The organism is Streptomyces sp. CAU 1734, from assembly GCF_039888735.1.
Taxonomy (GTDB): domain Bacteria; phylum Actinomycetota; class Actinomycetes; order Streptomycetales; family Streptomycetaceae; genus Streptomyces.
In genome coordinates this window covers 99,309-121,069 of record NZ_JBDQQP010000004.1, presented here as the reverse complement: position 1 = coordinate 121,069, position 21,761 = coordinate 99,309, and the positions used below count along the sequence as shown (strand labels likewise).

Genomic DNA, 21,761 nt, shown 5'->3' with positions numbered 1-21,761 from the left:
GCGGCCCGACCGGGGGCGCCTCCGGGCGAAGCCTCGGGGGGTCCGAGGCGCCGGACTCGGGTCCCGGGTCGAGTACATGCGAGCCCCGCCGGGGGCGCTTCCCCAACTGTGCCGGGGGCCCCCGCCCGGGCGAGGCTTCGGCGGAGTTCGAGGCGCCGGGTCCGGCGCGGAGCCCCGGGAAACACGGTCGCGTACCCCTCCCGGCGATTCCGGATCGCCCTCCGCCGCGGTCCGCCCGAGGACAAGGCCGGCCCCGTCGCGGGCGGCGCGAGAGCCCTCACCGCGCGCCCGGAACCCCCGCCCGCGGCACTGAGTGCCGCATGCCCCTCCGCGGGGACGCGGAGACCGCCCCCGCCGTCCCTGAGCCGCACCCGGCGGCCCACGCGGGCCCCTGTACGGCCCTGTGCGGCCTCGTGACGGACGTACGCCCCCGAGGTGCCTCCGGGGGCCCACCCCGCCCCGTACGGCCCGCAGACGACGAAAGCGCCCCGCCGCCGATCCCCCCACGGGTCGGCGAGCGGGGCGCTTCCCATATCCCCGGAGCGGATTCCCCCCACGGGATCCGGCCGGGTGTCTGTGTCGCACACACTCTGTCGCACACACTCTGTCGCACACACGCTTGCGCGGTCTGCCGGGGTACGTACGCACGGGAGGGCCGCTCAAAGCTCCCCGGGCACGTGCCCCGGCCAACGCTTGCCCGGAGTGTCCCCCAAGACACTCCCCGGACGTCCCCCAAGACGTCCTTGGCATCGCCCACTTAGACTCTCAGAGAGTCTGAATGGTTACCCCCAAATATCTGTGATCTAGGTCTCTTTGTGAAGGTCTTGTGCGTCACATGTAGTCACCTGAAGGACCGCAAACGCAGGCTGTTCGTCACCACAAAGACGGACGAAAAGGCCATGGCAAATCCAGCGATCATGGGGTTGAGCAGGCCCGATGCCGCGAGCGGCAGTGCGGCGACGTTATAGCCGAAAGCCCAGAAAAGATTGCCCTTGATCGTGCCGAGTGTCCGGCGGGCGAGACGGATGGCGTCGGCCGCGGTCCGGAGGTCGCCGCGTACGAGGGTGAGGTCGCCGGCTTCGATGGCGGCGTCGGTTCCGGTGCCCATGGCGAGTCCGAGGTCGGCCTGGGCGAGTGCGGCGGCGTCGTTGACTCCGTCGCCGACCATGGCGACGCTGCGTCCTTCGGCCTGGAGGCGCTTGACGACGTCGACCTTGTCCTCGGGCATGACCTCGGCGTGGACCTCGTCGATGCCGACCTCGGCGGCGACGGCCTCGGCGACGGCCCTGTTGTCGCCGGTGAGCAGGATCGGGGTCAGCCCCAGGGCCCGCAGCTCGGTGATCGCCTCCGCGCTGGTCTCCTTCACCGCGTCGGCGACGGTCAGCACGCCGAGCGCCCCGCCGTCCCGGGCGGCGTGGACGGCCGTGCCGCCGCCGTCGGTGATCCCGTACGGCTCGATCCCCGCCTCCGTGAGCAGCCGGGCCCGGCCGACCAGGACGGTGTGTCCGTCCACCACCCCGCGCACACCGAGCCCCGGCACATTCTCGAACGACGCCGGCACCGGCAGCGTGCCGATCCGCTCCTGCGCTCCCGCCGCGACGGCTTGGGCGATGGGGTGTTCGGAGGAGTGTTCCAGGGCGCCGGCGAGCCGCAGGATCTCGTTCTCGGTGACGCCGTCGGCGGGGTGGATGCCGAGCAGGGTCATTTTGCCGGTGGTGACGGTGCCGGTCTTGTCGAGGACGACGGTGTCGACCTTGCGGGTGGATTCGAGGACCTCGGGTCCCTTGATGAGGATGCCGAGCTGGGCTCCCCGGCCGGTGCCGACCATGAGCGCGGTCGGGGTGGCCAGGCCCAGGGCGCAGGGGCAGGCGATGATCAGCACGGCCACGGCGGCCGTGAAGGCGGCGGTGGTGTCGCCGGTGGTGAGCAGCCAGACCATCAGCGTGCCGGCGGCTATCAGCAGCACGGCCGGGACGAAGACGGCGGAGATCCTGTCGGCCAGCCGCTGCACGTCGGCCTTGCCGTTCTGCGCGTCCTCGACCAGCTTCGCCATCCGGGAGAGCTGGGTGTCCGCGCCGACCCGGGTGGCTTCCACGACGAGCCGGCCGGAGGTGTTGACGGTGCCGCCCGTGACCGCGTCCCCGCTCGCCACGTCCACGGGCACGGACTCGCCGGTGAGCATGGCGGTGTCCACCGCGGACGATCCCTCGACCACGACACCGTCGGTGGCGATCTTCTCCCCGGGCCGGACGGCGAACCGGTCGCCGATCACCAGCCGGCCGACCGGAATCCGTACCTCCGTACCGTCGCGCAGGACGGCCACGTCCTTGGCGCCCAGCCGCATCAGGGCCCGCAGTGCCGCCCCGGCCTTCCGCTTGGAACGGGCCTCCAGATACCGGCCGAGCAGGATGAAGGTCACCACACCGGCGGCGACCTCCAGATAGATCGCGGACGAGCCGTCGCCGCGCGAGGCGGTGAAGTCGAAGCCGTGCCGCATTCCGGGCATTCCGGCATGACCGAAGAAGAGGGCCCACAGGGACCAGCCGAAGGCGGCGAGGGTGCCGACGGAGACCAGGGTGTCCATGGTGGCCGCGCCGTGCCGGAGGTTCTTCCAGGCGGCGAGGTGGAAGGGCAGGCCGCCCCAGACGACGACGGGCGCGGCGAGGGTCAGCGAGAGCCACTGCCAGTTGTCGAACTGGAGGGCCGGGACCATCGCGAGCAGGATCACCGGTGCGGAGAGCACGGCGGAGACGGTCAGGCGCCGGCGCAGGGCGGCGGTCCCGGGGTCTTCTCCCGCGGGTCCGTCATCATCGCCGCCGGTACGCGAACGGCCCGCCCCGGAGTCCGCCGAGCGCTCCGTTCCCGCTTCCGGCCGGGGTTCCGCTTCCGGTTCCGCTTCGAGTTCCGCTTCGGGTTCCGGTTCCGGCGGCGGGGGCTCCGTCGCGGTGTAGCCGGTCCGTACGACGGTGGCGATCAGATCGGCCACCGCGAGATCCGGCGGACAGGAGATGCGCGCCTTCTCGGTGGCGTAGTTGACCGTGGCCTCCACACCCTCCATGCGGTTGAGCTTCTTCTCCACGCGCGCGGCGCAGGAGGCGCATGTCATGCCGCCGATGACGAGTTCGACGCGGGAGGTCTCCGCCGGAGGCGCCGGCGAGGTGCCCGGCTCCTGGGCCGCCCGTGGTGCCGGGGCCGATTCCGTCCGGTGCGATTCCATGATCGGGACTCCAAGAGGGGCGGGGCGTGGCCGGGCCGTACGGAACCAGTCTCCGACGGGTCGGGTACGGCCCGGCGCGCGGGGTTCAGGCGGCGGTGCCGACCAGCTCGTATCCGGCCTCGTCCACGGCCTCGCGCACGGCGGCCTCGTCGAGCGGGGCGGCCGAGACCACGGTGACCTTGCCGGTGGCGGCGACGGCCGTCACGGAGGTCACCCCGGCGATGGCGGAGATCTCGGCCGAGATCGCGCCCTCGCAGTGTCCGCAGGTCATGCCGGAGACCTCGTAGACGGTGGTGACGGCGCCCTCGCCGGCCTCGGCCGCGCCGGTGCCGCAGGAGCTGCCGCCGCAGCAGCCGGAGGCCGGAGTCGCCTCGGTGATCTCGATCTCGGTCTTCGCGGTCATATCGCTCTCCTCGCAGGGCGGATGAGGTGCGCATCGCAGCGCGCACTCGTGGTGTACCGGGGCCCGTGTGACTCCCGGGACCCTGTGACACTCACTATACAATACCCCTAGGGGGTATCGCGAGGTCCTGGGGGATTTTCGACCGGTGTGCCGCCGCCGTTCCTGAAGGGGCAGGTGTCGTGGTCGGGGAAGAGCGGCTCCAGGTAGCGGAACATCACCTTCTTGATCTCCCGGACGTACGCCTGGCGCTCCTCGCCCTCATGGGTGAGGGCCAGATCGAGCCCCGCTTTGAAGAGGGTCAGGGAGACATGGGCGATCCGGGAGAGCTCGGCGGGCGGCGTCTCGGGCAGGTACATGCCCAGGATCGTCTCGATCCGGGTGAGCAGTCCCTGATGGATGGTGTGGAACTCCTCGGCGATCTGCCCCGGGGTGTCGGGGCCGTGGATCAGCACGGCGAAGGCGGGATTCTCGTAGTTGAAGGCGAAGAGCGGGTCGAGCATCGCGTCCAGCAGTTCGTCCAGCGGCAGATCGAGCCCGGCGGTGACCAGGGCCGCGCCGTGGGACTCGCGCCACTGGTGGAGCAGGCGCCCGCCGAGCTCGACGGCGATGGCCTCCTTGTTGGGGAAGAACTGATAGAGCGTGCCGGGGGAGACCTTCGCCCGCCGGGCGATGGCGTTGGTGCTGGCGGCGGCGTATCCGCTGGTGGCGAAGACATCCGCCGCCGCTTCCAGCAGCTGGGCGATCCGGCGCTCGCCCCGCGCCTGGCGCCGGCGCGGCCTGGCGGCGGCCGAGTCCGTGCCTGTGCCTGTGCCGGCGCCTGTGCCCGTGTCCGTGCCTGCGTCGCCGGTGTCGATGTCGATGTCGATGTCGGTGTCGGCGTCGTCCGGTCTGCCCGGCTCGCTCGCGGTGGCCGCCGCCTCGGGGCGGGCGCCCGTCGCGCGCCCGGGGCGGGCCGGGGGCTTCCGGGCGCCGGTACGGCCATGGCTCCGCGCGGGACCGGGGCCGGACGTGGCGCCGGGGTCCGACGGGTGCTCCCGGGCCGCCCCGGGCCCGCCGTCAGTCGTGAACCCGCCGTCGCCGGTCGCGGGCGCCTCGCCGGCCGCGCGTCCTGAACTGCCCGCGCGTCCTGAGCCGGCCGCGCGCCCTGAACCGTTCGCGGATCCCGAGTGGTTCGCGGGCCCCGAATCGTTCGCGGGCTCCGGCTGTGTCGGCTCCGGCACTGAAATCCCCAGCTTCCTCATGCGGTTGACAAACGCGAGTCAGCGCTCGCATTCTTGGGTTAATGCGAGTGATCACTCGTATTTGCCGAGTTGATGGCAATGGTCGACCCATGCTGCCTGTCCGCTTGCCCGACTGCCTGAAGGACCGGCTGACTGCACGCCTGCGCATGGGCCACGGTGAAGGGGACATCGCACCATGTCCGAAGTCAACACTGCGCCTCCCGGAGGGCCGCCGATCGGGCGATGGACGCGCTTCGTCGTCGCGCGGCCGAGGCTCGCCCTGCTCACGGCCCTGGTGCTCACCGCGCTCGCGGTATTCGCCGGCAGTGGGGTGGCGGACCGGATGGGCAGTGGCGGCTGGGAGGACCCGGCCGCGGAATCGAGCTATGCGACCAAGGCGCTCCAGCGGGAGTTCCCCGCCTCCCAGCCGAATCTGCTGCTGCTGGTGGACGGCGGGCGGCAGGGGGTGGACAGCCCCGGGGTCGCCGCCGAGGGGCGGCGGCTCGCGGAGTCGCTGGCGGCCGAGGAGGGCATCACCGGGGTCGGGTCGTACTGGCAGACCCCCTCGCCCGCCCTGCGCGCCGAGGACGGGCGCCAGGCGCTGATCGCCGCCCGCATCCTGGGGGACGAGAAGACCGCGGCCGAGGTGCTGGAGCGGATAGCCCCCGATTTCCGGGGCGACCACGGCCCGGTGGAGGTGACCATCGGCGGCCCGGTGGCCGTGTCCCATGAGATGACCACCATCGTCCAGGAGGATCTGCTGCTGGCCGAGATGATCGCCCTGCCGGTCACCCTGATCCTGCTGGTGATGGTCTTCGGCAGCGCGGTCGCCGCGATGCTGCCGCTCGCCGTCGGCATCGTCGCCATCCTGGGGACGAACGCCGTGCTCCGCGGCATCACGGAGTTCGCCGATGTCTCGGTCTTCGCGATGAACCTCACCACCGCGCTCGGGCTCGGTCTCGCCATCGACTACGCCCTCTTCATCGTCCGGCGGTACCGCGAGGAGCTGGAGCGCGGCGCGGAGGTGCGCGAAGCGGTGGCGACGACCCTGCGCACCGCGGGCCGCACGGTTCTCTACTCCGCGCTCACCGTGGCCGTCTCGCTGGCCGCGATGCTGGTCTTCCCGCAGTACTTCCTGCGCTCCTTCGCCTATGCCGGAATCGCCGTGGTGCTGCTGGCCGCCGCCGCCGCGCTGCTCGTTCTCCCGGCCGCGCTGATCGTGCTGGGACACCGGGTCAATGCCCTGGACCTGCGCCGGCTCTTCCGGCGCCGCCGGGCCGGCGCGGCCGGGAAGACCGCGCCCGCCGCCGGGGAAGGAGCCGCGAGCGGTGCGGGATGGGGGAGGTTCGCGGATCTGGTGATGCGCAGGGCCCCGCTCTTCGCCTTCTCCACCATCGCCGCCCTTCTCCTTCTCGGGCTGCCCTTCCTCGGGGTGAAGTTCGGGACGCCCGACGACCGCCAGCTCCCGACGACCGCCGAGTCGCACCTTGTCCAGCAGCAGATACGGGAAGGCTTCCCGGGCAGCCCCGACGGCGGGTTGCAGATCCTCACCGAGGAGCGCCGGGAGAGCGGGGAAGCGGCGCGGACCGCCGCCCATGCCGAGTACCGCGACCGTGTCGCCGCCCTGCCGGGTGTGCTGCGGGTCGACGGCCCGGTCTTCACCGCCGGCGGCACGGGCCACTACTCCGTACAGCCCAGGGGAGAGGCGGTGGGTGAGGGAGCTCAGCGGCTGGTGCATCAGCTGCGCGACACCCCCGCGCCGTTCGCCACCGCGGTCACGGGCCGGGCCGCGGTCCTGGAGGACTCCAAGACCGCGATAGGCGACCGGCTGCCGCTCGCGCTCGGGATCATCGTGGTGACGACCCTGCTGATCGTCTTCCTGCTCACCGGCAGTGTGCTGATACCGCTCCAGGCGGTGGTGCTCAATGCGCTGAGCCTGACGGCCATGTTCGGGGCGATGGTCTGGATCTTCCAGGACGGCAATTTCTCCGGGGCGCTGGGCTTCACACCCACCGGGGACATAGAGACCAATCTGCCGGTACTGATGTTCTGCATCGCCTTCGGGCTCTCCATGGACTACGGAGTCTTTCTGATCTCCCGGATCAAGGAGGAGTACGACCGCACTCATGACCATGACGCCGCTGTCCGGTTCGGGCTTCAGCGCACCGGCGGGCTGATCACGGCCGCGGCGGTGATCCTCGCCGTGGTGATGGTGGCCATCGGCACCTCGCGGGTGACCAACACCAAGATGCTGGGTCTGGGGATCGCGCTGGCCGTGCTGATGGATGCCATGGTGGTCCGGAGTCTGCTCGTTCCCTCGGTGATGAAGCTGATGGGGGCCCGGTCCTGGTGGGCGCCCGCTCCACTGCGCCGCTTCCACCAGCGCTTCGGGCTGAGTGAGGGGGAGGAGATAGCCCCGCCCGCGCCGCCCGCCGCCTCCGGGGAAGAGGTCCCGGACGCCTCCGGCACCGGCGGCGCGGCGCCACCCGGCCGGGAGACCGTGGCATCAACCGCCCCCGGAGGGGGTTCCTGACCTGCGGTCCTGCGGTCCTGCGGTCCTGCGGCTCCCGGCCGGGAGAGCCGGCCCCGGATGTCCCCTGCGGAGGGAGTCCCGTACGGGGAAGTCCCGCACCCCTTGATCGGGGTGCGGGACTCCGGGTCACCGATATCGCGGTCGGCTGCGCTCGCCGTGTCCGCCGTGTTCGCGGTGCCTGCGGTGTTCGTCGTGCCGCCGGCCGTGCGGTCCTCTTCTCACCGGCCCTTGTTGCCCGGACGGTTGGCCACCCAGGCACGGATGGTCTCCGGGTACCAGTACGGCTTGCCTCCCTCGACGAGGTCGGGCGGCGGGAGCAGGCCGTGCTTGCGATAGGTGCGGACCGTGTCCGGCTGCACCCGGATGTGAGCAGCGATGTCCTTGTAAGACCAGAGCCTTCTGTCCGTCATCTCCGCGACACCTCCCTGCGCGTGCGACAGCGGCGGCCTGGGGGCCGTCGGGGGAGCAGTCGCACCGACGCTGGCGATCACTGAGACTGCGCCTGATGAGTGGTCGCAGGGGAGATGCAGCCGAGGGCTGTTGACCGTCTGTGACGGAAAACCCGCGTAATGGAGAAATGCGAGATGGGTGGGGGACAACCGTGACAGAAGTGGCGCGTTGTGTTCAGGCCCCGCAAGAGCGCAGGAATCGGCGGGTCCGCTGGGCGATGGGGAAGGGTTTGTCCGGCGGACAGGGATACATGTCCTGCTCCACGATGGCGAAAAGGTCGACTCCCAGCGCTTGGGCGGCGGCCAGTACGGGCTCCAGAGCGGGCACGCCGGCCGGCGGCTCGCACATCACCCCGCGCCCGACGGCCGGCCCGAAAGGCACCTCCTCGGCGATCACCCCGGCGAGGATCTCCGGGTCGACCTGCTTCAGATGGAGATAGCCGATCCGCTCGCCATAGGTCTCGATCAGTTTGACGCTGTCGCCGCCGCAGTAGGCGTAGTGCCCGGTGTCCAGGCAGAGCGAGACCAGTTCCGGATCGGTGGCGTCGAGGAAGCGGGCGACATTCTCCTCGCTGTCGACATGGGTGTCCGCATGCGGATGCACCACGATTTTCAGCCCGTACCGGTCGCGCACCTCACGGCCCAGCCGTTCGGTCTGAGCGGCGAGATCGCGCCACTGCCCGGGGGTGAGCGTGCTCTCCTCCAGCACCCGGCCGGTTCTGTCGTCCCGCCAGAAGGACGGGATGACGACCAGATGCCCGGCCCCCGTCGCCCGGGTCAGTTCCGCGATCTCCGAGACATGCGACCAGGTCTTCTCCCAGACGGCCGGGCCGTGGTGCAGTCCGGTGAAGACCGTTCCCGCCGAGACCTTCAGGCCGCGCCGGGCGGTCTCGTCCACGAGTACCGCCGGGTCGCGGGGGAGGTAGCCGTGAGGGCCGAGTTCGATCCACTCGTACCCCGCTTCGGCGACCTCGTCGAGGAAGCGCCGCCAGGGCACCTGCTGAGGGTCGTCGGGGAACCACACCCCCCAGGAGTCGGGGGCCGAGCCGACCCGGATGCGGTTCAGGGAGGGGACGGAGGAGGTCATGGCGCCGAGCTTTCCGGCCGCGCCGGAAGAGTGTCAAGGCTTCGTCCGAATGTCAGGACAAAATGTTGACAGGGTTCCAGGGCGACCATTAGACCTGGGGAGCCGGGCGTCGAACCGAAGGGACGCGCATGACTCAGGCGTACGACCCGCCGCCGTACGACGTGATCACCATGGGCCGGATCGGGGTGGATCTCTATCCGCTGCGGATCGGGGTGCCGCTGGCGCAGGTCGACACATTCGGGAAGTTCCTCGGCGGCTCGGCGGCGAATGTCGCGGTCGGCGCGGCCCGGCTCGGCCGCCGTACGGCCCTCATCACCCGCACCGGGCGGGATGCCTTCGGGGACTATCTCCACCAGGCGCTGGCCGGATTCGGGGTGGACGACCGCTGGGTCACACCGGTGGCGGCGTATCCCACCCCGGTCACCTTCTGCGAGATCTTCCCGCCGGACGACTTCCCGCTCTACTTCTACCGGCAGCCGACCGCCCCTGATCTGGAGATCCATGAGCGGGAGCTGGATCTCGCGGCGATCCGCGCCACCCGGGTTTTCTGGGTGACCGGCACGGGTCTGTGCGCGGAGCCCAGCCGGACGGCGACCCTGGCCGCGCTCGCCCATCGCGCCCGCGCCGACGCCGACACCCCGGGAAGCCACAGCCGCGCCGCCGGGCCCCGGATCACCGTCCTCGATCTCGACTGGCGGCCGATGTTCTGGCGGGACCCCGCCGAGGCCGGGCCCCACTACCGCCGGGCGCTCGCCCATGCCACGGTCGCCGTCGGCAATCTCGACGAGTGCGAGATCGCCACCGGTGAACGCGAGCCCGAGGCCGCCGCCCGCGCGCTGCTGTCCACCGGCGTCGAGCTCGCCGTGGTCAAGCAGGGCCCCGAGGGCGTACTCGCCCTGCACCGCGACGGCACCCGCGCCGAGGTGCCGCCGGTCCCGGTCGAGGTGGTCAACGGCCTCGGCGCCGGCGACGCCTTCGGCGGCGCCCTCTGCCACGGTCTGCTCTCCGGCTGGGATCTCGGCCGGATCATGCGGTACGCCAACGCCGCCGGGGCGATCGTCGCCTCCAGGCTGGCCTGTTCGACGGCGATGCCGTACGCCTCCGAGGTCGAACAGGTCCTCTCCGGCGGCCCGGTCCCGCCGTCCCCCACACCCCCGCCCTCGCCCGACCTGCCCGGCGCCGCACCGCCGGCCCCCGTACCGCGCACTCCCGCCGCACCCGCCTCCCCCGGGGAACCGCGGTGAGCCGCGTCGACATCGCCGAGCTCGTCGCCATCCGCAGCCGCCGGCCGGAGGCCGTGGCGGAGGCCGCGCTCCGCCGCCGCAGACGCCCCGCGCTGCTCGGTCCGAGCGGCCGGCTGATGATCATCGCCGCCGATCATCCGGCCCGCGGCTCCCTCGCCGTCGGCGAGCGCGGCCTCGCCATGGCCAACCGGCTCGATCTGCTCGAACGGCTCTGTCTGGCACTCTCCCGGCCCGGCGTCGACGGCGTGCTCGCCACCGCCGACATCCTCGACGACCTCCTGCTGCTCGGCGCGCTGGACGACAAGATCGTCGTCGGGTCGATGAACCGCGGCGGCCTCGCGGGCGCCTCCTTCGAGCTGGACGACCGTTTCACCGGCCACCGCGCCCAGGATCTGCACCGTCTCGGCTTCGACGCCGGCAAGCTGCTGCTGCGCATCGACTACCAGGACGCCGGGTCGCTCGACACCCTCCACTCCACCGCCCGCACGGTGGACGAGATGGCCGAACGGCGGCTGCCCGTCTTCATCGAGCCCTTCATCTGCCATCGGGTCGGGGGGATCGTCCGCAATGACCTCAGCGCCGAGGCCGTCATCCGTTCGATCGCCATCGCCTCCGGGCTGGCCGGGACCTCCGCGTACACCTGGCTGAAAGTGCCGGTCACCGAGGATCCCGGCGACATGGCGCGGGTGATGGAGACCTCCACCCTCCCGGCGGTCGTCCTCGGCGGCGAGATCGGCGGCGATCAGCACGGCGCGTACGAGAAGTGGCGCGGCGCGCTGCGGCTTCCCACCGTGCGGGGGCTGGTGGTGGGCCGTTCGCTGCTCTATCCGGTCGACGGCGATGTCGCGGGCGCGGTCGACACGGCCGTCGGTCTGCTCCAGGGGTAGGGAGAGGGCATGAACGCCGAACAGGAAGCATCCACGACACCGCCCGCCCGGACCGGCCGCCATCTCCCGGCCGGCAGCGCCGCCCGCGGCCCGTACGCGCTCCGGATCGCCCCCGAGGACGCGGGCTGGCGGTACTCCGCCCTGCGCGTACTGGAGCTGGAGCCGGGCGAAACGCATGTTCTGGACACCGGCGGTAGTGAATGGCTCGTACTGCCCTTGAGCGGGGGGTGCACAGTTCGCACGGAAGGTGAAATCTTCGAACTGCGGGGAAGGAAGAGCGTATTCGGCGAAGTCACCGACTTCGCCTATCTACCGCGTGACACCCGCGCACAGATCGCCTCCGGTGCGGGAGGCCGCTTCGCCCTGGCAGGAGCGAAGTGCGAGCGACGACTCCCCGCTCGCTACGGCCCCGCGCCGGAGGTACCGGTCGAACTGCGCGGCGCGGGCGTCTGCTCGCGCCAGGTGAACAACTTCGCCGCCGCCGACACCTTCGACTGCGACCGCCTGATCGCCGTCGAAGTGCTCACCCCCGGCGGGAACTGGTCCTCCTATCCGCCCCACAAACACGATGAGCACCACCCGGGCGCCGAATCCGTGCTGGAGGAGATCTACTACTTCGAGATCGACGGGGACGGCCCCGGCTACCACCGGGTCTCGCCGTCCCGGCCGGGCGGCACCGATGTGCTCGCCGAGGTGCGCACCGGGGACGCCGTCCTCATCCCCGACGGCTGGCACGGCCCGTCCGTCGCCGCACCGGGGCGGACGATGTACTACCTCAATGTGATGGCCGGGCCCGGCGACCGCGAGTGGCTGATCCGCGACCACCCCGACCACGCCTGGATCCGCGACACCTGGCCGGACCTGCCCGTCGACCCCCGGCTGCCGTTCCACGGGGCCGATGCCCACGCGACCCCCTCGCACTCCGACTCCGACTCCGCCACCGAGGAGGGCCACCGATGACCACACGCCGGCTGACCGTCGCCCAGGCGCTCGTCGCCTTCCTCGCCCGCCAGTACACCGAACGAGACGGCCGGCGCCGGCGTCTGATCGCCGCCACCTGGGGCATCTTCGGCCACGGCAATGTCGCGGGCATCGGCCAGGCGCTGGTGGAATCCGGCACCGGCCCCGGCACCCCCATGCCGTACTACCAGGGCCGCAATGAACAGGCCATGGTTCATGCGGCCGTCGGATACGCCCGGCAGTCCCGCCGGCTCTCCGCCCACGCCGTCACCACCTCCATCGGCCCCGGCGCCACCAATCTGGTCACCGGCGCCGCGCTGGCGACGGTCAACCGGCTGCCCGTACTGCTGCTGCCCGGCGATGTCTTCGCGACCCGGCCCGCCGACCCCGTACTCCAGCAGCTCGAACTCCCCTGGGCCGGTGATGTGTCGGTCAACGACACCCTGCGCCAGGTCTCCCGCTGGTTCGACCGGGTCACCCGCCCCGAGGCGCTCATCCCGGCCGCGCTCCAGGCGATGCGGGTCCTCGCCGACCCCGCCGAGACGGGCGCGGTCACCCTGGCGCTGCCGCAGGACGTGCAGGCCGAGGCGTATGACTGGCCGGTGGAGTTCTTCGCCGAGCGTGTCTGGCGGGTGGCCCGCCCCCGGCCCGACACCGACGCCCTCGCGGCTGCCCGGCAGGCCCTGGCCGCCGCCCGGCGCCCGCTGATCGTCGCGGGCGGCGGCATCCGCCACAGCGAGGCCGAGGGCGCGCTGCGAGAGTTCGCCGAAGCCACCGGGATCCCGGTCGCCGCCACCCAGGCGGGCAAGGGCTCGCTGCCCCACGACCACCCCGCCGACATCGGCGCCATCGGCCACACCGGCACCGCCACCGCCGATGAACTCGCCCGCACCGCCGATCTGGTGATCGGCGCCGGCACCCGATGGACCGATTTCACCACCGCGTCGGCCACCCTCTTCCAGAACCCCGACGTCCGCTTCGTCAATATCAACATCACCTCCTTCGACGCCCACAAAATGGCCGGAACCAGCCTGGTCGGCGACGCTCGCGAGGTGCTGGCGGAGCTCGGCGCGGGAGCGGCGGACTTCCGGGTTCCGGCCGCGTACCGGGAGGAGTACGGCGCGGCCAAAGCCCGCTGGGAGAGCCGGGTGGACGCCGCGTACCTGGCCGGCGACCCGGCGGCCCGCCCCACCCAGACCCAGCTCCTCGGCGCACTCGACGCCCTGGTCACCGGCGACGACATCCTGATCAACGCGGCCGGCTCGCTCCCCGGCGACCTGCACAGACTCTGGCGTGCCCGCTCCGCCGACCAGTACCACGTCGAATACGGCTACTCCTGCATGGGATACGAGATCCCGGCCGCCATCGGGGTCGCCATGGCCGCCCCCGGCCGCCCCGTCTGGGCGCTCGTCGGCGACGGCACCTATCTGATGAACCCCACCGAGATCGTCACCGCCGTACAGGAGGACATCCCGATCAAGGTGGTGATCATCCAGAACCACGGATACGCCTCCATCGGCGGTCTCTCGGAGGCCGTCGGCGCCGAGCGCTTCGGCACCGCCTACCGCCGCCGGGCCGCCGACGGCACCTACACCGGCGACCCGCTCCCGGTCGACCTGGCCGCCAACGCGGCCTCGCTCGGACTCCGGGTGATCCGTGCCAAGACCGTGGGTGACCTGCGAGAAGCACTCGCCGAGGCGCGGGCGTCCACGGTCCCCACAGGTGTCTACATCGAGACCGAAACGGCAGACACTGTGTCGGGCGCGCCCCCGGCGCAGGCGTGGTGGGATGTTCCCGTGGCGGCGATCGCGAGCCGCGCGTCCGCCGTCGGCGCCCGTGAGGAGTACGAGCGGCGGATCGCGGCCCGGCGCCGCCATCTGTGAGGGACCGGACATCCGGTGCCCGCGCGGCGCACCGGCCGCCGCGGGCCGGGACCGACCGCGTCCCGGACCGGCCGACGCACCCGCCGGCACCCCGCGTACCGGCCGATCGGCGCCCGCGAACCGATCGGCGCACCCGCAGAGCTCGCGCAACCGGCAGCTGAGAAGGAGCCTTTCGTCATGACGAAGACCGTCAACCACTGGATCGCCGGCAGGACCGTCGAGGGCACCTCCGGCAACTGGGGCCCGGTCACCGATCCGGCGACCGGTGCCGTCACCACCCGGGTGGCGCTCGCCTCGGCCGAGGAGGTCGGCGCCGCCGTCGCCGCCGCGAAGGAGGCGTACGCGGCGGGCTGGGGCACCTCCTCGCTCGCCCGCCGCACCGCCGTGCTCTTCCGCTACCGCGCCCTGCTCGACGCCCGCCGTGACGAGATCGCCGCGCTGATCACCGCCGAGCACGGCAAGGTGCACTCCGACGCCCTCGGCGAGGTCGCCCGGGGTCTGGAGATCGTCGAGCTGGCCTGCGGCATCACCACCCAGCTCAAGGGCGAGCTCTCCACCGAGGTGGCCGGCCGGGTCGATGTCTCCTCGATCCGGCAGCCGCTCGGCGTCGTCGCCGGCATCACCCCGTTCAACTTCCCGGCGATGGTGCCGATGTGGATGTTCCCGCTCGCCATCGCCTGCGGCAACACCTTCGTCCTCAAGCCGAGCGAGAAGGACCCGTCGGCCGCGAATCTGCTCGCCGAACTGGCCGCCGAGGCCGGGCTGCCGGACGGTGTGCTGAATGTGGTGCACGGCGACAAGGTCGCGGTGGACGCCCTCCTCGCCCACCCCGATGTCGCGGCGGTCTCCTTCGTCGGTTCCACCCCGATCGCCCGCCACATCCACACCACCGCCTCCGCCAACGGCAAGCGCGTCCAGGCACTCGGCGGCGCCAAGAACCACATGCTGGTCCTCCCCGACGCGGACCTGGACGCCGCCGCCGACGCGGCGGTCTCGGCGGCGTACGGCTCGGCGGGCGAACGCTGCATGGCGATCTCCGCCGTGGTCGCGCTCGAATCCATCGCCGATGAGCTGGTGGAGAAGATCCGCGAGCGCGCCGAGAAGATCGTCATCGGCCCCGGCACCGACCCCGCCTCCGAGATGGGCCCGCTGATCACCCGGGCCCACCGCGACAGGGTGGCCTCCTATGTCACCGGCGCGGCGGCCCAGGGAGCCGAGGTCGTCCTGGACGGCACCGGCCACACCGTCCCGGGCCACGAGGACGGCCACTGGATCGGTCTCTCGCTGCTCGACCGGGTCTCCACCGACTCCGACGCCTACCGCGACGAGATCTTCGGCCCGGTCCTGTGCGTACTGCGCGCCGAGAGCTATGACGAGGCCCTGGCGCTGATCAACGCCTCGCCGTACGGCAACGGCACCGCGATCTTCACCCGGGACGGCGGCGCGGCCCGCCGCTTCCAGCTGGAGGTCCAGGCGGGCATGGTCGGGGTGAATGTCCCGATCCCCGTCCCCGTCGGATACCACTCCTTCGGCGGCTGGAAGGACTCGCTCTTCGGCGACCACCACATCTACGGCAACGACGGCGTCCACTTCTACACCCGCGGCAAGGTCGTCACCACCCGCTGGCCGGACCCCTCCGAGCCGCACGCGGGCGTCGACCTGGGCTTCCCGCGCAACCACTGACCCGGGGCGGCTCCGGGCCGGGGGCCCGCTATTTCGGTGGCAGGCCCCCCGCCGTCGCCCGCATTCTGGTGCGTATGCAGGAATCTCGGCAGAATCCGCCGGTACGGGCGGCACTCCGGCCCGCTCCGAATCCGGTCCCGCACACGGCGGACCGCACCCCGGACGCACCGGAACCCCTGCGCCGGATACGCGCGCTCCACACCGACAGCACGATCACGGTCTACCAGGCGTACAGACCGGCGATCGGGCTTCCCGCCGCCCGTGACGGGCGCTTTCCCGCCCTATGGAAGCGGGGGCGGATGACATGGATCAAGCCGAGCTTTCTGTGGATGATGTACCGCTGCGGCTGGGGGCTGAAGCAGGACCAGGAGACCGTACTCGCCGTCGAGATCACTCGCGAGGGCTTCGACTGGGCGCTGCGCCATTCCTGTCTCTCCCACTACGACCGCACGGCCCACCCCGACCACGCGGCCTGGAAGCGGCGGCTGCGCGAGGCGCCCGCCCGGGTGCAGTGGGATCCGGAGCGGGGGCTGCGGCATGAAGCGCTGCCGTATCGCTCGCTCCAGCTGGGCCTGGCGGGGGAGGCTTCCGAGCGGTACGCGGACGAGTGGACCGTCTCCATCCGCGATGTGACACCACTGGCGCGCCGGGTTCATGAGCTGGTCCGGGCGGGGCGTCCCGAAGAGGCGGTCGGGCTGCTGCCCGAGGAGCGGCCCTATCCGGCCGCGGAGGCGCCCGGGCTGTGAGACACCCCGGGGCGGGCGGCGCAGGCCGCGCCCCGGGGTCGTCCGTGCGGGCCGGTGCTAGAAGAGGGAGTACAGCAGTTTGTTCGGCGAACCGGTTCGGGGGTCGGTGACCTTGCCGCTGGTCGCGCCGTTCACGATCGCGTCCCGCACCTGCGCCGGGCTCGCGGCCGGGTTCGACGCCAGATGGAGCGCGGCGACACCCGCCGTGTGCGGGGCGGCCATCGAGGTGCCGGAGATGGTGTTGGTGGCGGTGTCATTGGTCAGCCAGGCCGAGGTGACGCTCACGCCGGGGGCGAAGAGGTCGAGGCAGGTGCCGAAGTTGGAGAACGACGCCCGGCGGTCCGCGCTGTCGGTGGCGCCGACGGTGATCGCCTCGGGGACCCGGGCGGGGGAGTAGGAGCAGGCGTTCTGCGGCTGGCCGAAGATGTTGCCGTTGCCGGCGGCCACGGCGTAGCTGACTCCGGAGGCGATGGAGCGCTTCACCGCGTTGTCCAGGGTGGTGTTGGCGCCGCCGCCGAGGCTCATGTTCGCCACCGCGGGCTTTCGGGCGTTGGCGGTCACCCAGTCGACGCCGGCGATCACACCGGCGTTGGTGCCGGAGCCCTGACAGTTGAGGACGCGTACGGCGATGAGATTGACGTTCTTGGCGACCCCGTAGGTCCGCCCGCCGACCGTACCGGCCACATGGGTGCCATGCCCCTGACAATCTTGTCCGTTCTGGCCGCCGCCCACCGTGTCGGTGCCCACGGTCGCCCGCCCGCCGAACTCGGAGTGGCTGGTGCGGATGCCGGTGTCGATGATGTACGCGTTCACCCCGGCGGCACCGGTGTTGTAGGTGTAGGTCGTGGACAGGGGGAGGTCCCGCTGGTCGATGCGGTCGATGCCCCAGGTGGCGTTTGTCTGGGTGGCGCTGAGCCGGACGACGGTGTCCTGCTCGACGTAGAGGACGCGCGGGTCCGCCGCCAGTTTCGCGGCCGCGGCGCTCGGCATCGTGGCGGAGAAGCCCCTCAGGGCGGAGCGATAGGTGTGTTTCGGTGTGACGCCGAGGTCGGCGGCGCGCGTGGAGCCGTCCTTGAGGACGACGATCCAGCTGTTGGGGACGGCGGTTGCGGAGGGGGCGAGACGGAGATCGCCGGACCGTGCGTCCGGCGCGGTGGCGCCGTGGGCGACGGGGGAGACGGCGAACTGGAGGCCGGCCGCGAGAGCGACTGCCGGGAGCAGGGCCCATGTGCGGCGGGTGGTGATTCTCATCTCGTGCACCTGACCTTTCGTTGACCGGATCACGGACAAGTACGGGTGTGCGTGGTGCGGGAAGGCGCGGACGTGCCGAACAGGGTCACCTGTCATGTGACATGACACAAGATGCGGTACCGGAGTACTGCGGTCCGGCGCGAAGAATGGCGGACAATCGCCGCCGCGGCCCCCTGGGCCGGAGCGGTGGAGGGAGGCCGTGCGCGGGGGCTCCGACCACCGGCCCGATCGTCCGGCCGGGGGCGTGGCCCCGGCGATCCGCCCGGTGTCGGCCTCCGCCGGATGACGGCGGATGACGGCGGACGACGGCGGGTGACCCCGAATGACCCCGGATGGTGCCGGGTGCCGCCGGGTGCCGTGCGCTGGTGCCGTCCGCCGGGCGTCCCGGCGGACGGTCCCGATGGCCTCCGCATGGCCGGCGCCGGCACCTACTGCGTCTGGTGTACTGCGGTCCGCTCCCGTACTCCCCGGGGAGACTCCCGGTTCAGACCGGTGGCAGCCGAGTGCCCGGCCCGCTCCCCGTAGGGTTTCCACCATGCAGATCCGAATCCCCCGGGTACGCCCGCGCGGCCGATGGCTCGCCGGGGCAGCCGCCCTCGTGGTCCTCGCCGGTGCGGGCACCTGGACCGCGGCAGCCGATGACAGCGCCCCGACCGTGCACCGCGAGGACCGGGTGCGGAACATGCCCGGGGCGAAGATCGACACATCCTGGTTCACGGCGGGTGACGGCAAGGAGCGCCGGCCCGCTGTTCTCCTCGCGCACGGGTTCGGCGGTGACAAGAACGACGTACGGGACCGGGCCGAGGATCTCGCCCGCTCCGGCTATGCCGTACTGACCTGGTCGGCCCGGGGCTTCGGTGAGTCCACCGGGCGGATCGGGCTCAATGATCCCGACTTCGAGGTCAAGGACGTCTCGCGCCTGATCGACTGGCTGGCCGAACGTCCCGAGGTGCTGCTGGACTCCGACGGCGACCCGCGTGTCGGCGTGGCCGGCTCCTCCTACGGCGGGGCGGTCTCGCTGCTCGCCGCCGGGTACGACAAGCGGGTCGACGCGATCGCGCCCGCCATCACCTACTGGAACCTCTCCGACGCCCTCTTCCCCAACGGCGTCTTCAAGAAGCTCTGGACGGGCATCTTCTTCTCCACCGGCTCGACCACGGCACCCGGGGCGGGCCCGGGCACCCGCCCGCGCCCCGAACCGCCGGCCGACACCCCCGGCGGCGGCAGCGGTACGGGCACGGCACAGGACTCCGGTACGCCACCGGGTACGGTCACGACGCCCCGCCCCGCCCCCGGCGCACCGGTGAACCCGGCCGGCTGCGGGCGCTTCCAGCCGGAGCTCTGCGCCATGTACGAACGCGTCGCCGTGGCCGGAAAGCCCGACGCCGCCGCCCGGAATCTGCTGGACGGTCTCAGCCCCTCCGCCGTGGGCGACCGCATCAAGGTCCCCACCCTGATCTTCCAGGGCCAGTCGGACTCGCTCTTCCCCCTCTCCCATGCCGATGCCATGGCCGAGCGGATCAGTGCCAATGGCGCGCCCGTCGCCGTCGACTGGATCGCCGGCGGCCACGACGGCGGCGACCCCGAGAGTGACCGGGTCGGTGAGCGCGTCACCGCCTGGTTCGACCGCCACCTCAAGCGGGACAAGGGTGCCGACACCGGGCCCGCCTTCCGCGTCAGCCGTACCGGCGGTGTCGACTCCACCGACGGCCGGGCCGTACTCCGCGGCGCGACCGGCGACCGCTACCCCGGCCTCGGCGGGGACAGCCGGAAGTTCGCCCTCACCGGCCGGGAGCAGACCTTCTCCAACCCCGCCGGTGCCACTCCGCCCGCCATCTCCGCCGTCCCCGGCCTCAGCGGCGGCCTCGGCGGTCTCTCCTCCCTCGGTGTGGGGCTGTCACTCGACTTCCCCGGCCAGCACGCCCGTTTCGAATCCGCTCCCCTCGAACAGTCCCTGCGGATCACCGGCTCACCGGCGGTCCGGGTCAAGGTCACCTCCACCACCGGCGAGGCGGTCCTCTTCGGCAAGGTCTACGACGTCGGCCCCGACGGCCGCGGACAGGTGCTGCCCTCCCAGCTCGTCGCACCCATCCGTGTCACCGGCGCCCAGCAGGGCCGGGAGGTCTCCCTCACCCTGCCCGCCGTGGACCACGAGGTCGATGCGGGACACCGGCTGCGGCTGGTCCTCTCCCCGACCGACCTGGGCTACGCCTCCCCGGCCGCGCCCGCCCGCTACACCGTCGCCCTCGCCGGCGGCGGAGAGCTGGCGGTCCCCACCGCGCCCTCGGTGAAGACCCAGGCGGCCGGGCTGCCCTGGTGGACCTGGGGCCTTCCGGCAGCGGGCGCGCTCATCGCCGCCGCCCTCCTCTTCACCGCCCGCCGGAGGGCCATCGCCCCGGCCCCCGACCCGGCACTCGCCGAGGTCCCGCTGGAGATCACCGATCTCACCAAGCGGTACGCCAAGTCCTCCGATCGCTATGCGGTCCAGCAGCTCTCCTTCCGGGTGGAACAGGGGCAGGTACTCGGTCTTCTCGGCCCCAACGGTGCGGGCAAGACCACCACCCTGCGCATGCTGATGGGGCTGATCCGCCCCGACGAGGGTGAGATCCGGGTCTTCGGGCATGCCATCAGGCCGGGCGCGCCCGTGCTCTCCCGGGTCGGCGCCTTCGTCGAGGGCGCCGGATTCCTGCCGCACCTGACGGGCCGGGAGAACCTGGACCTGTACTGGCAGGCCACCGGACGCCCCGCCGAGGACGCCCATATCGCGGAGGCCCTGGAGATCGCCGGGCTCGGCGACGCGCTCGCCCGCGCCGTCCGCACCTACTCCCAGGGCATGCGACAGCGGCTCGCCATCGCCCAGGCCATGCTCGGAATGCCGGATCTGCTGATCCTCGACGAGCCGACGAACGGGCTCGACCCGCCGCAGATCCGCGAAATGCGGGACGTCATGATCCGCTATGCGGCCGGCGGCCGTACCGTCATCGTCTCCAGTCACCTCCTCTCCGAGGTCGAACAGTCGTGTACCCATCTGGTGGTGATGGACCGGGGCCGGCTGGTGCAGGCGGGCCCGGTGGCCGAGATCACCGGCGGGACCGACACCCTGCTGGTCACCACCTCCGCCGACATCTCCGACCCCCTGGTCGAGAAGATCGGTGCCCTGCCGGGCATCGGATCCGCGGTACGGGTGGACGAGGGCCTGCTCATCCGGCTCGACGGAGCGACCGCGACCACCATGATCAGCGAACTCGTCCGGCTGGACGTGCCGCTGACCGGCGTCGGCCCGCACCGCCGTCTCGAAGACGCCTTCCTCACCCTGATCGGAGGCTCCGCATGAGCACGCTGACCGAATCGGCCCCCGGCTACCGCGCCCGGCACACCCTGCCGCTGCGCGTCGAGGCGGTACGGCAGCTGAAGCGCCGGCGGACCATGGTGATGGCCGGGATCCTGGGCGCGCTGCCCCTGATCCTGATCATCGCCTTCGCGATCGGCGGCACCCCCGGCGGCGAGGGCGCCGAGCGCAACAACCGGATCAACCTGATGGATGTGGCGACCGCTTCGGGCGTCAACTTCGCCGCGACCTGCCTCTTCGTCTCGGCGGGCTTCCTCCTGGTGGTGCCGGTGGCGCTGTTCCACGGCGACACGGTGGCCTCCGAGGCCAACTGGTCCTCGCTGCGCTATCTGCTGGCCGCCCCCGTACCCCGGACCAGGCTGCTCTGGTCCAAGCTGGCGGTGGCGCTCGGCTTCAGCGCGGCGGCGATGGTGCTGCTGCCGCTGATCGCCCTGGCGGCCGGCTCGATCGCCTACGGATGGGGGCCGCTGAAGCTCCCCACCGGTGGCTCCCTCGCCGCCGGCGAGACCCTGTCACGGCTGACGATCGCGGTTGTCTTCATCTTCCTCTCCCAACTGGTCACGGCCGGACTGGCCTTCTGGCTCTCCACCAAGACCGATGCCCCGCTGGGCGCGGTGGGCGGAGCCGTCGGACTGGCGATCGTCGGAAATGTGCTGGACGCGGTGACCGCGCTCGGCACCTGGCGCGAGGTGCTGCCCGCGCACTGGCAGTTCGCCTGGATCGACGCACTCCAGCCGCAACTGGAGTGGAGCGGCATGGCCAAGGGCGCCTCGGTCTCGGTCGCCTATGCCCTGGTGCTGTTCGCGCTCGCCTTCCGGAACTTCTCCCGGAAGGACATCGTGTCCTGAC

At 71.9% G+C, this 21,761-nt stretch carries 15 protein-coding genes; 9 read left to right on the top strand and 6 right to left on the bottom strand.

All coding sequences use genetic code 11. The features are described 5' to 3' along the window. Positions 1-841 precede the first annotated feature (841 nt). The 3 genes from AAFN69_RS08860 to AAFN69_RS08850 all read right to left on the bottom strand — a co-directional run bounded on the left by AAFN69_RS08860 (position 842) and on the right by AAFN69_RS08850 (position 4,363). Positions 842-3,106 (bottom strand): heavy metal translocating P-type ATPase, encoded by a 2,265-nt coding sequence (locus tag AAFN69_RS08860; protein ID WP_347728091.1) that lies wholly within the window; start codon positions 3,104-3,106, stop codon positions 842-844. A gap of 196 nt (positions 3,107-3,302) precedes the next feature. Further along, complete coding sequence (locus tag AAFN69_RS08855) at positions 3,303-3,620, bottom strand: cation transporter (RefSeq protein ID WP_347727792.1); 318 nt, start codon at positions 3,618-3,620, stop codon at positions 3,303-3,305. Between the two features lie 107 nt (positions 3,621-3,727). Continuing rightward, positions 3,728-4,363, bottom strand: a complete 636-nt coding sequence (locus AAFN69_RS08850; protein WP_347728090.1) for a TetR/AcrR family transcriptional regulator — start codon at positions 4,361-4,363, stop codon at positions 3,728-3,730. Between the two features lie 673 nt (positions 4,364-5,036). Between AAFN69_RS08850 and AAFN69_RS08845 the strand changes: the two genes are divergently transcribed. After that, positions 5,037-7,373, top strand: a complete 2,337-nt coding sequence (locus AAFN69_RS08845; protein WP_347727791.1) for an MMPL family transporter — start codon at positions 5,037-5,039, stop codon at positions 7,371-7,373. Between the two features lie 218 nt (positions 7,374-7,591). Here the strand turns inward: AAFN69_RS08845 and AAFN69_RS08840 are convergent, their stop codons facing one another. Together AAFN69_RS08840 and AAFN69_RS08835 are read right to left on the bottom strand one after the other, a co-directional pair. After that, positions 7,592-7,783, bottom strand: coding sequence for a MerR family transcriptional regulator (locus AAFN69_RS08840; protein WP_347727790.1), 192 nt, complete (start codon positions 7,781-7,783; stop codon positions 7,592-7,594). 214 nt (positions 7,784-7,997) lie between these two features. Beyond that, the gene (locus AAFN69_RS08835) at positions 7,998-8,909 is read right to left on the bottom strand and encodes a sugar phosphate isomerase/epimerase (protein ID WP_347727789.1); all 912 of its coding nucleotides are present in this window, start codon (positions 8,907-8,909) and stop codon (positions 7,998-8,000) included. 128 nt (positions 8,910-9,037) lie between these two features. Between AAFN69_RS08835 and iolC the strand changes: the two genes are divergently transcribed. The 6 genes from iolC (at position 9,038) to AAFN69_RS08805 (ending at position 16,312) form a co-directional block, all read left to right on the top strand. Next, on the top strand, positions 9,038-10,153 hold the full coding sequence (gene iolC, locus AAFN69_RS08830; RefSeq protein WP_347727788.1) for a 5-dehydro-2-deoxygluconokinase: 1,116 nt from the start codon (positions 9,038-9,040) through the stop codon (positions 10,151-10,153). Beyond that, positions 10,150-11,040: a deoxyribose-phosphate aldolase gene (locus AAFN69_RS08825; RefSeq protein ID WP_347727787.1), complete on the top strand. Its 891-nt coding sequence runs from the start codon at positions 10,150-10,152 to the stop codon at positions 11,038-11,040. The genes iolC and AAFN69_RS08825 overlap by 4 nt, the downstream gene beginning before the upstream one ends. Positions 11,041-11,049: 9 nt before the next feature. Beyond that, positions 11,050-12,000, top strand: coding sequence for a 5-deoxy-glucuronate isomerase (iolB, locus tag AAFN69_RS08820; protein ID WP_347727786.1), 951 nt, complete (start codon positions 11,050-11,052; stop codon positions 11,998-12,000). Next, positions 11,997-13,883 carry a 3D-(3,5/4)-trihydroxycyclohexane-1,2-dione acylhydrolase (decyclizing) gene (gene iolD / locus AAFN69_RS08815; protein ID WP_347727785.1) on the top strand — a complete coding sequence of 629 codons (1,887 nt, stop codon included), beginning with the start codon at positions 11,997-11,999 and terminating at the stop codon, positions 13,881-13,883. Before iolB ends, iolD begins: the two co-directional genes overlap by 4 nt. Before the next feature lie 177 nt (positions 13,884-14,060). Then, positions 14,061-15,566 (top strand): CoA-acylating methylmalonate-semialdehyde dehydrogenase, encoded by a 1,506-nt coding sequence (locus tag AAFN69_RS08810; RefSeq protein ID WP_347727784.1) that lies wholly within the window; start codon positions 14,061-14,063, stop codon positions 15,564-15,566. A gap of 74 nt (positions 15,567-15,640) precedes the next feature. Next, complete coding sequence (locus AAFN69_RS08805) at positions 15,641-16,312, top strand: DUF4291 domain-containing protein (protein WP_347727783.1); 672 nt, start codon at positions 15,641-15,643, stop codon at positions 16,310-16,312. A 57-nt stretch (positions 16,313-16,369) separates the two neighbouring features. Here AAFN69_RS08805 and AAFN69_RS08800 read toward each other — a convergent pair whose 3' ends face one another. Further along, entirely contained in the window at positions 16,370-17,572 is a 1,203-nt protein-coding gene (locus AAFN69_RS08800) for a S8 family serine peptidase (RefSeq protein WP_347727782.1), read from the bottom strand. Positions 17,573-18,098: 526 nt separating this feature from the next. On the opposite strand from AAFN69_RS08800, the gene AAFN69_RS08795 reads away from it, so the two are divergent. Together AAFN69_RS08795 and AAFN69_RS08790 are read left to right on the top strand one after the other, a co-directional pair. Beyond that, on the top strand, positions 18,099-20,897 hold the full coding sequence (locus AAFN69_RS08795; RefSeq protein ID WP_347727781.1) for an alpha/beta fold hydrolase: 2,799 nt from the start codon (positions 18,099-18,101) through the stop codon (positions 20,895-20,897). Continuing rightward, positions 20,894-21,760 (top strand): ABC transporter permease, encoded by an 867-nt coding sequence (locus AAFN69_RS08790; RefSeq protein WP_347727780.1) that lies wholly within the window; start codon positions 20,894-20,896, stop codon positions 21,758-21,760. The genes AAFN69_RS08795 and AAFN69_RS08790 overlap by 4 nt, the downstream gene beginning before the upstream one ends. Position 21,761 lies beyond the last annotated feature (1 nt).